Genomic DNA, 12986 nt, shown 5'->3' on the forward strand with positions numbered 1-12986 from the left:
AAGGAGGTTTTATTAATAGGGTTATAAGTAACTGAGTTCGATATGGACCAGGAAAAACAGTGCTCAAAGGTTATGGGGCACGGAGTGCTTCGAGCACAAGTGCAAATGCCGGAGAATGTTGTAGACGGCTGGGATAGTAAAGATGATAGGGAGGGCGCGGTGGACACCAGTCAGTAAGCACCTGGACTAACATCCCGTTTTCAAGGTAGTTCTCCACGGAATCTAGCGGCAGATAAGCAAGTCCCAGCCCATCTAGAGCGGCCTGCCTCATCATATTTATTGTGCTGAAAGTCGCTCGTCCATCAATACGGACCTTAATTTCCGTCTCATCCTTACGAAACTCCCAGGTATAGAATCCGCCATGAGTGGGCAGGCGTAATCTGATACAGCTATGATCTTTTAAATCACGAGGCGTTACCGGATGGTTTTTTCGCTTGAAATAAGAGGGCGCTGCGACCACTGCAAAACGGAAATCCTTGGCAAGAGGCAGGGAAACCATATCCATATCGACCTGTTCGCCCAACCGAACGCCAGCATCATAACGTTCAGCGACAATATCTTTAAGTCCGTACTCGCTGATAATTTCAATGTTGATATCGGGATACTCAAGCATCACCGGGGCGAGTTTAGGCCAGAGAATTGTATCGGCTGCATGTTCAACGGCAGTAATACGCACAGTACCGGCTGGTTTTTCTCGCAATCCGCTCAGCGCAGCTATCTCACTTTCAATTTCGTCAAAATGGGGTCCTATACGGGAAAGTAGCCGCTCGCCAGCTTCAGTCACAGAAACGCTACGCGTGGTACGGGTAAGAAGACGAAGACCAAGGTCAGCTTCTAGAGTCCTCACCGTGTAGCTCAGCGCCGACTGTGAGACACCTAACTGAGCGGCCGCTTTAGTGAAGCTTTTTTCTCGGGCCACGGCGATAAAAGCTTGATAATCGTTCACATTTTTACGGCGCATTTATTGACCAGGTCCTTTTGGATTAATATTTCTTTCTTATAAAATAATTCCTGGGGTGGAGGTTTGTCTATTGGTAACGATCCGACGTTCCTCATCCATGACAAATATCCATTAGCACTCACTAATGCTCAACTTCCGCTTTTGGCACTGAGCGGACATTCGTCACCCGCCATTCTGTCCGGAGTCATACAGCCCAGTCTTCCAGCGCCAGGCCCACAACCCGCTCAAATTCCCGCGTATTATTCGTCACCAGCACCAGAATGGCGCCGGCGGCGATGGCGTGCCCGGCAATCGCCGTGTCGTTCGGGCCGATTGGTGTCCCTGCTGCGGCCAGGGTGACCTTAACCTCCGTGGTGGCATCCACCGCCACCCGGTCCCAGGGCAGAACGGCATCAAGGCGGGCGCAGAACGCATCAACCAGCTGCCCGTGGCGGGGCGAGGCTTTCTTTCCGACAGCTCCGAACCGCATCTCAGCGTAGGTGATGGCCGAGACCACGATACGATGGTTGCGCAGCACCGCCTGCTCCAGGCGTTTAATCACGGCTTCCGGCTGCTCACGCATGATGAACGAGCAGATATTGGTGTCCAGCATATACGTTTTACTCATAACTCAAAGCGTCCTTCGTCGCTGACAACGTCCTCGCGATCCGTCATAAAGTCCGGGTCTGCTTTTTCCAGGCTGGCGAACGAGCCCCAGGTCGGGCGGACGGGACGCAGGATGATGCTGTCCCCTTCCCGGACGATCTCCAGCTCGCTCACCCCCTCAAAATCCATATCGCGGGGAAGACGGATGGCGCGGTTGTTGCCGTTTTTGAAAATGGATACGGTTCTCATGGTTCTCTCTCCCGAGTAAGTTGAACATGTGGCGCAAATCCGGGATGACATTCAGGCACCGGGTATGTGTATGTGCCAAGTATAGGCAGATGGTAGACATATGTATATGTTTGCCATATGCAGATGTTACATAAAGGGATATGCATTACCTATATGTACTTTCGTCTATTCAGCGGAGATCCAAAAAAGGTCATGTCGGATCTATAGCGACCGTCCGTTCGCAGGGTTGAGGGAAAAGTTACAGGTATAAGCATTAAAGCGAGACAAAAAATCGGGGTCGGTTTCACGGTCCGCAATGAGCGAAAAACGGACGCCCGTATAGAGTAAATGGGCGTCCGATAATATGAACAGGAAAGATTACTTAACCCGATTCCCTGTTTCGTTAATTACCGTCTCACCATCCTCTTTGGTAAAAGCGCCTTTTTGATCTTCCGGTAGGATATCCAGCACTATTTCCGAAGGGCGGCAAAGACGCGTCCCAAGTGGTGTGACTACCACTGGCCGATTAATTAAAATCGGATGTTGAAGCATAAAATTAACCAACTGCTCATCAGTAAATATCTCTTCACCAAGACCCAGTTGTTCGTATGGTTCAACGTTCTTACGCAGCAGTTCGCGTACCGTAATCCCCATATCTGAAATAAGTGTAATCAGTTCATCCCGGGTTGGTGGCGTATCGAGATAGTAAATAATGGTCGGTTCGTTACCGCTGTTACGGATCATCTCCAGCGTGTTGCGTGAAGTGCCACAGGCCGGGTTGTGGTAGATGGTAATGTTGCTCATATCAGTATCTCATTACAAAGTGACAGAAAGCCGCCACGCCAGCGCGGCCAGAGTAACAAACAGCACTGGCACAGTCATAATAATGCCGGTACGGAAGTAATATCCCCAGGAGATCGTCATATTTTTCTGGGCAAGCACATGCAGCCACAGCAGGGTAGCCAGACTGCCTATCGGAGTGATTTTCGGACCTAAATCGCAGCCAATCACGTTGGCATAAATCATTGCCTCTTTGACGACACCGGTCGCCGTACTCCCGTCAATCGACAGCGCACCAATCAGCACCGTCGGCATATTATTCATCACTGATGAGAGAAATGCCGTCAGGAAGCCGGTACCGAACGTCGCTGCCCATAACCCTTTGTCTGCCAGCAGGTTCAGCACGCCAGACAGATACTCGGTGAGTCCTGCATTGCGCAGACCATAGACCACCAGGTACATCCCCAGCGAGAAAACAACGATCTGCCATGGTGCACCGCGCAGGACTTTCCCGGTGTTGATGGCATGACCTCTTTTCGCCACCACAAACAACACTGCTGCGCCAGTCGCCGCTATTGCACTGACTGGGATCCCCAACGGCTCCAGAACAAAGAAGCCGACAAGCAGCAATAACAGGACAATCCAGCCCGCCCTGAAGGTCGCAGGATCTTTTATCGCACTGGCAGGCGTCTTCAGCAGCGAAACGTCATACGTCGCTGGGATATCCCTGCGGAAGAATAGATGCAGCATGACCAGCGTGGCCACAATCGCTGCCACATCAACGGGGATCATAACGGAGGCGTATTGCGTGAAGCCCAGACCGAAGAAATCCGCCGAGACGATATTCACCAGATTAGAAACAATGAGCGGCAGGCTGGCCGTATCTGCAATAAACCCTGCTGCCATTACAAAGGCCAGTGTTGTGCTCTGGCTAAATCCCAGTGCGAGCAACATCGCAATCACAATCGGCGTCAGGATCAGCGCGGCTCCATCATTGGCAAACAGCGCCGCGACAGCGGCACCGAGCAACACTATCCAGGTAAACAGCAGGCGTCCATGCCCGTTACCCCAACGGGAGACATGTAGTGCGGCCCATTCAAAGAAACCGGACTCATCAAGCAGCAGACTGATAATGATCACCGCAATAAATGCAGCTGTCGCGTTCCAGACGATATTCCAGACAACGGGAATATCAGCAAGTTGGATGACACCGGTTCCCAGAGCCAGCAAAGCCCCAATACTCGCGCTCCAGCCAATACTCAGGCCTCTGGGTTGCCAGATCACCAGTACCAGTGTCAGTAAAAAGATACTCCCTGCCAGAAACATTTCAGACTCCTATATATATGCTTATGTGTATGTGTATGTGAATGATTATCTCAGCAGGAAGTACAAGCAGATTTTACCAGCCATTCACGCACATCATTACGCAGACACTCCCAGGACGTAGTGATCGTTCCAGCCGCCCATGCAGGCATCTGGGGTGACAGGCGATAGTGGATCCATTTTCCTTCCCGACGGTCAAGGACGAGCTCAGCCTCTCGCAAAATAGCCATGTGGCGCGAGATTTTAGGTTGTGACTCAGTGAGGGCCGCGCAGATATCGCAGACGCACATTTCCCCGGATTCCCGGAGGAGCATCACAATGGCGAGGCGGGTTTCATCCGACAGGATTTTGAAAAGTTGAACAGGTTGTAGCATTTGTCACTCCGTTCCCTTTAGAATATACATATGTTAAATCATATGTGTTGAGTTTGGAATCGGCAAATCACTACGAAGGATAAACAAATGGAACGCTTTCCTGCCCTGAACGCTGACTGTTTTGATCAGCAAATCTCCGAACGCCTGTATCTACAGGAGCCACCACGGATCCTGATTCTGTATGGTCCGGTAAGAGAGCGCTCCTGAAGCCGTTTTGCAGCGGAAGACGCAGGCCGTTTGCTGACAGCAATGGGTGCAGAGTTCAGGCTGTTTAACCCCTTTGGTTTACCCCTGCCGAATGAGGGCGCGGATGCTTACGCAAAAATCATCAAAATGCACGACCAGGTAAGATAGTATGGAGTTATACGGATCGGCATGGGGTAATGAGCGCAGCTATAAAGGCATGGATAGACTGGATACCTCAAGCGGGAGTGCTGTTTGTCCTTCCCGGCGCAAAACCCTTGTGGTGAGAAATAGAATGGTCAGCATCCGTGGGGGACTGGCAATTGATCCTTAAAATAAGGCTTAGATCGCAAAATGCTGTCACTGTAGCATGTACAAAAAATTTGAGGATTTGGAATTGTTTCTCTAAAAGGCACAAAGGGGGGGACCCCGACTATGCTTCCGAAGCATTTCATATCGAATCTGCGCGTATTCAGACTCTATTGAATGCGTTTGTGATAGACAATATTTATAAAAAAAGTCAAATAACTGCAGAGAGTGTAAAATGCCAAAACTATATATTTTTAAAAATAAAAAACTGGTCTCACGAACTGAAATTGACGAGTATGTGGATAATTTTTCATATCAGGATAGTAAGAAAAACATCCATACCCTACCCGTTCATATTTTATTCATCACTTTCCCTCCCTCGGATGTCAGAGCCGTTCTGGTCGCATCGCATGATATTCCTGATTCCAGTATGATAATGGATGAAATGAATCGAAATTTAAGGAAAAAATAACTTTCACTTTGAGGGTGGGATCACATTTTTAATGTGAAAAGCAGTTAATTAAAGCGCCTGTTCTTTAGTGCTAAAGTATTTATCCTTTAAGCCGATAGTTCCTGGTAATGCCGTTCGCTGAACATGCGTACAGATGGGAAAAGGGTAGATTAAACGCTGTAATATCGGCTACACCCGTATAGGGATAATGACATGGGGACGCTGTCATAATGAAACTACGAATACTGAATTTTGCCATTCGCCGCCCCAGGGTTTATTTTGTATCGGTCATGTTAACGATTATCCTGTGTTACGGCATTGGCTCAGGTTCCTATTATTTGTATCTCCATGAAAAACTTGAAGTTTACTCTAATTCAATCCTTTCGAGAAGTGACAGTCTGATTAAGCAGGTTCAGCTGATTGATGGCTTGCGTGACGAGTTCTCAGTCTACTCCCCCTGCAGTGAACAGTATCTCCATGAGCTAAGAAAGCGTCTCTGGCCATATCCTCTTATCAAAGATATTGCCTATGTCCGTGATCAACTCGTTGTCTGTTCTGCGCTTTGGGGCAAGCTCAGTACTCCTCTTTCTTTGAATTTATACAGAAATAAAGTTAACCGCGGAAGTTATATCTGGGTTTTTGATGCACTAATTGAAGAAAATATTATTGCAGATGTACTTTATACAAATAATTTTGCTATCACTGTCTCACCTTTTGCTTTTCAGCGATTCTGGCAAGAGGCTGAGAAAATGAATTTCAGTGCAATTGTAGGTGACTACAATCATAAAAATCACTTTTTTAACATCGGGAATAATACAAAATTACTCGAGGCGATTGAGCATCATCAGGCACACCGGTTGAATTACATTATTACACGTTCCTGTAGCAGCATTGAAGATATTTGTGTTATTACAGGCGCGGAATTCCCCATTCTTTTCAATAACAATATTTACATCCTGGCTTTGCTTATTTCCGTATCAATTATTATCGGCTTTTTGAATTCTGCATTGTATATAAGTATAACGGAGAAAAATCAGTCTTTACTTTCCCGGTTTGAAGATGCCATTCTCAAGGAAAAATTCCACTTCGTTTATCAGCCTATTTACAACGTTGAAGCACGCAGTGTGATAGGTGCAGAAGCTCTGATTCGCTGGAATGATCATCATATGGGAAATATAAGTCCTGATATTTTCATTCCGCTCGCTGAAAAAAATGGATTAATCAATAAAGTAAGTCTTTATGTTGTAGAGCACGCTCTCGCTGAATTTGCTCCCATACTGCATCGATACAATATTATTCTGAGCATTAATGTCAATTGTTCGGATATCTGTAATGACGTATTTCGAGCCAAACTTTTTACCATACTTGAGCGCGAAAAAATTCCGGGAAACCTGATTATGCTTGAGATTACTGAAAGGCAAAATGCCAACATCGAGGAAATAAAGAAAGCCATGATCCTTTATAAGGACTCTGGTATCCAATTCGCCCTGGACGACTTTGGGACGGGCTACTCAAATCTCAACTGGCTTTCATTACTTGATGTCGAAGAAATTAAAATTGATAAATCCTTGATTGATTGTATTAGTACTGAATTTTCAGTTAATCCCATCCTGACAGGCTTAATCGGAATGTTAAATAATATGCCGAATTTAGTTGTTTTCGAAGGCGTTGAAACGGAAACACAGTATCGTTTTCTTCTGGAAAACGTCCCTGATTGCTGTGCACAAGGCTGGTATTTTTCAAAACCAATGAAATTTGAAGAGATTAGCGCCCTCCTCATATGCTAAAAAGGGAGCGTTTATCACGGTACAGAAGTCGATACCATTTCCCTCTACAATGAGAGCATTTCAGAATAACAAAACGTCTGCTCTTGGTACGCAGCGGACTTTACTTACATAGATGATGCGTCACGCTGCTAGTCACAGGGCGCTAACTATTACGCCATGGCTGCAAATAAACACTGTTATTTCAGCTTTTCAGGTTGATTCATTATTTTTATGAAGCGCTTGTATCCGGCAAACCTGTGACGCACTGTAGCCCGTAGCATCAGCCGTTTCCTGGATACTCAGTTTCTTTACCTGTCGGTAGTACAGGACTTTCTGATGTCGCTCCTGATCGGCCTGTTTACCCCGGTATTTCCCCAGTGTATGTGCCCGTTCAATTCCCTGCTTCTGGCGCTGGCGGCGGCTCAGCCAGTCCTTATGCGACATCGCGGCCATCAGGTCGATAAGCATATTATTGATGGCGGTTATCACGGCACGGGTGATTGGGTCAGCCTGCGAAGGGTCTTTATCTGACAGCGCCTGCCATGAGGTGGGTACATCCAGGCTGACAATCCGCAGTTCGTGTTGTTCTATCTGCTTTTTCAGCGTCATCCAGTCACTGTTACTCAGACGGGTCAGGCGGTCAATTTGCTCGACCAGTAAAATATCATTGCGGTGACTGTCCATCAGTAAGCGTCCCAGCTCCGGGCGGTCGAGTTTTGTACCGCTTATGTTCTCCCGGTAGTAACTGGCTATTTTATGTCCCCGCTCCTGAACAAACTGCTCCAGCATCTCTTTTGCCCGATCGGCGAACTGATCTTCCGTCGATGCCCTTAAATAAGCTCTGATGAACACTTTTCCACCACGTTATCGCATTTAGGTTATTGCATTTAATCTATCGCATATAGGTTATGTCATTCATCGTGTGCCGTCACGTTTTGAGTATGGCGTCAGGGTGTACCCTTATGCGATACCATTTTTGTTAAAAATTCCGCATCAAATAATTTATGAGGGAAATTATATGGCAAGGAGGCAGATTCTTTCTCTGTCGGAAAGAGAATCATTACTGGCATTACCGGACGATGAGTTAACGCTGACACGAATGGCGTATTTTAGTGAGCATGATCTGGCGCTTATCAGTGCTCACCGTAAACCCGCCAGTCGTTTTGGTTTTGCCGTCCTTCTTTGCTATCTGAAAAATGTCGGCTTTGCACCGGATAAAAAAATCCCACCCTCTGATGCGCTGCTGAAGCATATCGCCAGCAGGCTAAAACTTACCGGGGATCTCTGGCCTGCTTACCTTTCCGGCAGGGAAACCACGCGACGCGAACATTTAACCGAACTGTACCGCTATCTTGGCGTAAAAGCGTTTACCGGAAAAATACAGCAGGACTGTATTACACACCTGCTGCCGATGGCGACGCGCACCGATAAAGGTATTCTCCTGGCCGAAGAACTGCTGGTCTGGCTCCGGAAGAACAACGTGATAATTCCCGCGATTGATGTCGTGGAGCGTACCTGTGCGGAGGCCATGGCTGGCGGCGATAAAATCGTATTTCAGACCCTGAATGCCCCGTTAACTCCGGCTCACAGGGATGCCCTGGATCGTTTACTTGAGTCCTCAGATAATCATCCTTCCAGGCTGACATGGCTTCTGCAACCGCCGGGTAAAATCAATGGTAAGAACGTGCTGCAACACCTTGATCGGCTCAGTAGCATTGAATCGCTGGCATTACCTGAAGGTATAGATCGTACCATTCACCAGAACCGGTTGCTGAAACTGGCGCGGGAAGGCCGAAAGATGAGTAGCCGGGATTTGACCCGATTTTCAGCAGCCCGCCGTCATGCGATCCTGGTGTGCGTGCTGGAAGAAGCCAGAGCCACACTGACAGATGAAGTGATTGAGCTGCATGAACGCATGCTGAACAGCCTGTTCAGCAAAGCCAAAAGAACACAGGCTGAGCGCCTTCAACAGACCGGAAAGCTAATCCAGTCAAAACTGAGGCAGTACATAGATGTCGGCCAGGCACTGTCTGAAGCACGTGATTCCGGTGGCGATCCATGGCTCGCAATAGAAAACATACTCCCATGGCCTGAATTTGTCGCCAGTCTGGAGGAAACACGCCATCTTGCCAGAAAAAATAATTTTGACCCGTTACATATTATTACCGAGAAATACAGCACATTACGGAAATATGCCCCGCGCATGTTGTCCGCTTTACAGTTAATCGCAACCCCGGCAGCGCAACCTCTGGCTGATGCGCTGGTTGTGATCAAGGATATGTACCGGAAGCAGTCGCGTAAAGTTCCGGCGACAGCGCCACTTGAGTTTGTCCCTGAAAGCTGGCGCAAAGTGGTGATTACACCTGCGGGTATTGACCGGCAGTACTATGAATTTTGTGCGCTCAGCGAGCTTAAGGGTGCATTGCGCTCCGGGGACATCTGGGTTAAAGGCTCACGCCGCTACAAAAACTTTGATGATTACCTCATTCCCGAAAAGGACTTTGACAAACTCACACCGGCGCTGCCCCTGCCCGTATCTGCTGATTATCATGAGTACATTACCAGCCGTAAGACTCTGCTTCAGTCCAGACTTGAAGAGGTCAATGCCATGGCTGCCCTTGGTGAGCTGCCCGATGTCGAAATATCTGACAGGGGAGTAAAAGTCTCTCCGCTGGATAACTGCGTCCCGGTACAGGTTTCACCGCTGGCAGAGCTGGTTTACAGCATGCTACCGCGCCCTAAAATCACGGAAATTCTCGATGAGGTAAACAGCTGGACGACGTTTACCCGACATTTTTCGCATATAAAAAATGACATTACCCGTCCCGATACCCGCCAGCTCCTCACCACCATCCTTGCGGATGGCATCAATCTTGGCCTGACCAAAATGGCGGAAGCCTGCCCCGGAAGCACCAAATCATCACTGGAAGATATCCAGGCATGGTACATCCGCGACGAAACCTATTCAGCCGCCCTCGCAGAGCTGGTAAACGCGCAGGGGAAAAGACCACTGGCGGCATTCTGGGGAGACGGGACAACGTCATCATCAGATGGACAGAATTTCAGAACAGGCAGCTCAGGCCGCTACGCAGGGCAGGTTAACCCGAAATATGGGCAAGAGCCTGGACGTCAGTTTTATACCCATATTTCGGATCAATACAGCCCGTTTTACACCTGCATAATCAGCCGGGTCAGGGATTCAACCCATGTGCTCGATGGCTTGCTGTACCACGAAAGCGACCTGGAAATCAGGGAGCATTACACCGATACCGCTGGTTTCACCGATCATGTCTTTGCCCTGATGCATCTGCTGGGATTTGCGTTCTGTCCGCGGATCAGGGATCTCCACGACAAAAAGCTGTTTATCAAAGGGAAAGCAGACCAATACCCGGCGCTTCAGTCACTGATATCAACGACCAGCCTGAATCTGAAAGAGATCGAAATTCACTGGCGTGAAGTACTTCGTCTGGCCACTTCAATAAAGCAGGGAACCGTGACGGCATCCCTGATGTTGAAAAAGCTTGCCAGCTACCCCAAACAAAACGGACTTGCCAAAGCACTGAGGGAAATTGGTCGTATTGAACGAACTCTGTTTATGCTCGACTGGTTCCGCGATCCGGCACTTCGTCGGCGGGTACAGGCGGGACTGAATAAAGGAGAAGCCCGTAACGCGCTGGCGCGTGCGGTATTCCTACACCGGCTGGGTGAAATCAGGGACAGAAAACCGGAAAATCAGAGCTATCGCGCCAGTGGACTGACGCTGCTGACGGCTGCCATATCCCTGTGGAATACCGTCTATATGGAAAGAGCGGTCGATGCCCTGAAGCGCAAAGGGGTGAAGATCAACGAGCAACTGCTGTCGCATTTGTCCCCGTTAGGCTGGGAACACATCAATCTGACAGGCGATTATATATGGAAAAGCAACCGGATACCGGCTTCCGGTAAGTTTCGTCGGCTGAGACCAGCTAAAGTCGAAAGGTCAAAAAATAGCCTTAACGTACAATAATTTTCGATATCCAAACTGACCCCATTAACAGCGCAAAGGACGATGCCGCCGGTCAGGCCATTGCTAACCGGATGACCGCAAATCTGAATGCCAACAATGTAATCACTGACGGAATGAAAGATGGCCTCAGCCTGATGCAAACCGCTGAAGGTGGTTTGAATGAAATTAATAATCTGCTGCAACGCGGTAGGCAACTCGCGGTTCAGGCAGCAAACGGCACGTTGTCCGATGCGGATCGCACTAGTCTGGACGGTGAATATCAGCAAATACGCGCTGAAATAGACCGAATTGCTTCCTCGACACAAATCTTTGGCCTTTATCCGTTGGCTCCCGCTGAGCCTGGTCCTCAACCCGCAAAACTGGGAAATACACTCCCGCTGGCAGAAAAATTCCCAGACGAGAATACCCAGTACCAATTTCCTTCTGGGGTCGTTTCTCTCGCTTATATTCCTGCTGGAGCAAAAAACATCACGATTACCATCGACTCATTGAGTGCCGATGATGACATCCAGCTGTTTACACGTGATGGCAAGCATCTGGTAGGTACACCTGCTGAAGGCACAGATGCCGATATCGTCTGGTCAGCCAATGGCGTGACAGATGAAAGCATCATGGATGCATCGGTTATTACGCAAGACAATGGTTTTTTATCTGACGCTACCTACTCGGCAGACTCTCTGTTTCAGGCCGGGGAATACAATATTAACGCAGGTACGCAGAGCAGATATCAGGGCATGACCATCACCTACAGTGGTGATGGCGACCGTTTTGAAGATGCCAACACCGGGGGATTTAACGATGGATATGTGGCTGCAAACCGATTGGAAAAGCTCCACATTGATGCAGTGACGGAGGATTTAATTGTTATTGTGGTTGGCAGCGGTGTGTTTTACGGCAGTGCAAGTTGGGATGAGCTTCCCACACCCACGGAGCCTGCAACGCCATTACCGTCTTCAGTACCTGCCAGTAAAGCAACGACCTTCATCGTCGGGGCAAATTTTGACGATGAACTGCAAACTGTAACTCTCAATCCGACACCTGCCGATAGCCAGTCGCTGGGACTATCGGCTGTCACGCTGAGTACCGCTGAACAGGCAAGAGCTGCGTTAACCACTTTTGATCAAGCACTGGAAATACTCAATGGCTATCGCAGTGAATACGGTAGTCAGATGAATCGTTTTGAATCGGTAAGTGCCGTGCTGTCAAAAGAAACCGTTGCCACTTCCACTGCTCGCTCACGTATTTTGGATGCAGACTACGCGCTCGAAGTCTCAGCAATGATGAAAGCCCAAATTCTGCAACAGGTATCGGTATCTATGCTGTCTCAGGCCAATCAGCAATCTGACATCGTGTTGAGTCTGTTACGAGGATGAATCTCCGCTATCAGGCCTCTTTTTCTTGTTCATCACTGTAGCCGCCATGAGCATTGAAATATTCAGCAAATGCGCCTTCACTAAACTCGCATTTTCGTATCTTGCAAATGTGAGTTATGTTAATGCACCAATAAGTGTTATTGATATCGAACACGGTATCGATACTATTCTTTTAGACCGAGTCATTAACGATGAAAAAAGAGAATTCGTCATCATCCTAAATAACAGAAATCACTCACCCTTGCTGATCGCCAACAAAGTGATAGTGGTATCAAAACGGTCATCTACAAAGGATATAAAAAAACTCATCTTCACTACGTCGATATTCAAAGAGATTAAAGGTGATGAGGTGCTGTTATCACCGAGTGAAAAAATACTTTTCAACGATTGGCTGCAAGGCGTATCGATAAAAACTATCGCAAAGAATATGGCCATTACTCACAAAACAGCGAACAATATGCGAAACGGTATTTATAGAAAGTATGGGATAAAAGACTCATTCACCTTTTTGTTGATAGTCGAAATCTCGCGTATGGTTAACACTGCACATTCTGAACACCGCAAAATTCTGTATGCTTGACCTGAGCAGCTATGCTCAACACGGCACTTGAATCTCGCTGATTTTTCGAGCATTATCGCAATTTATC

The 12986-nt window shown here is 48.0% G+C and carries 11 protein-coding genes and 1 pseudogene; 5 read left to right on the top strand and 7 right to left on the bottom strand.

Translation table 11 applies throughout. The annotated features are described in order from the left end of the window. Window positions 1-70: 70 nt before the first annotated feature. The 6 genes from J5069_RS07280 to J5069_RS07305 form a co-directional block, all read right to left on the bottom strand. On the bottom strand, window positions 71-961 hold the full coding sequence (locus J5069_RS07280) for a LysR family transcriptional regulator (protein WP_049079938.1): 891 nt from the start codon (window positions 959-961) through the stop codon (window positions 71-73). Window positions 962-1145: 184 nt separating this feature from the next. After that, window positions 1146-1568 (bottom strand): type II toxin-antitoxin system VapC family toxin, encoded by a 423-nt coding sequence (locus J5069_RS07285; RefSeq protein WP_264643192.1) that lies wholly within the window; start codon window positions 1566-1568, stop codon window positions 1146-1148. Then, window positions 1565-1795 (bottom strand): type II toxin-antitoxin system VapB family antitoxin, encoded by a 231-nt coding sequence (gene vapB / locus J5069_RS07290; protein WP_264643193.1) that lies wholly within the window; start codon window positions 1793-1795, stop codon window positions 1565-1567. The genes J5069_RS07285 and vapB overlap by 4 nt, the downstream gene beginning before the upstream one ends. 357 nt (window positions 1796-2152) lie before the next feature. Beyond that, window positions 2153-2578 carry a glutaredoxin-dependent arsenate reductase gene (gene arsC / locus J5069_RS07295; RefSeq protein ID WP_264643194.1) on the bottom strand — a complete coding sequence of 142 codons (426 nt, stop codon included), beginning with the start codon at window positions 2576-2578 and terminating at the stop codon, window positions 2153-2155. A 12-nt stretch (window positions 2579-2590) separates the two neighbouring features. Continuing rightward, complete coding sequence (locus J5069_RS07300) at window positions 2591-3880, bottom strand: arsenic transporter (RefSeq protein WP_264643195.1); 1290 nt, start codon at window positions 3878-3880, stop codon at window positions 2591-2593. Window positions 3881-3930: 50 nt separating this feature from the next. Continuing rightward, the gene (locus J5069_RS07305; protein ID WP_264643196.1) at window positions 3931-4251 is read right to left on the bottom strand and encodes a metalloregulator ArsR/SmtB family transcription factor; all 321 of its coding nucleotides are present in this window, start codon (window positions 4249-4251) and stop codon (window positions 3931-3933) included. 87 nt (window positions 4252-4338) lie between these two features. Here J5069_RS07305 and J5069_RS07310 point away from each other — a divergent pair. After that, window positions 4339-4720, top strand: a pseudogene (locus J5069_RS07310) (NAD(P)H-dependent oxidoreductase); the annotation flags it as partial. A gap of 704 nt (window positions 4721-5424) precedes the next feature. Then, entirely contained in the window at window positions 5425-6981 is a 1557-nt protein-coding gene (locus tag J5069_RS07315) for an EAL domain-containing protein (protein ID WP_264643197.1), read from the top strand. A 189-nt stretch (window positions 6982-7170) separates the two neighbouring features. On the opposite strand, the gene J5069_RS07320 is transcribed toward J5069_RS07315, so the two are convergent. Then, window positions 7171-7812 carry a recombinase family protein gene (locus J5069_RS07320; protein ID WP_099064839.1) on the bottom strand — a complete coding sequence of 214 codons (642 nt, stop codon included), beginning with the start codon at window positions 7810-7812 and terminating at the stop codon, window positions 7171-7173. A gap of 166 nt (window positions 7813-7978) precedes the next feature. Here J5069_RS07320 and J5069_RS07325 point away from each other — a divergent pair, with 166 nt between their 5' ends. From J5069_RS07325 to J5069_RS07335, 3 genes are read left to right on the top strand one after another with little or no spacing between them, the layout of a single operon-like run. Then, window positions 7979-10966 carry a Tn3 family transposase gene (locus J5069_RS07325; RefSeq protein WP_264643764.1) on the top strand — a complete coding sequence of 996 codons (2988 nt, stop codon included), beginning with the start codon at window positions 7979-7981 and terminating at the stop codon, window positions 10964-10966. Between the two features lie 23 nt (window positions 10967-10989). Continuing rightward, entirely contained in the window at window positions 10990-12339 is a 1350-nt protein-coding gene (locus J5069_RS07330; RefSeq protein ID WP_264643765.1) for a flagellin, read from the top strand. A 46-nt stretch (window positions 12340-12385) separates the two neighbouring features. Further along, on the top strand, window positions 12386-12919 hold the full coding sequence (locus tag J5069_RS07335; protein ID WP_264643198.1) for a helix-turn-helix transcriptional regulator: 534 nt from the start codon (window positions 12386-12388) through the stop codon (window positions 12917-12919). Window positions 12920-12986: the final 67 nt, after the last annotated feature.

Source organism: Candidatus Symbiopectobacterium sp. NZEC127 (assembly GCF_025962675.1).
Lineage (GTDB): Bacteria > Pseudomonadota > Gammaproteobacteria > Enterobacterales > Enterobacteriaceae > Symbiopectobacterium.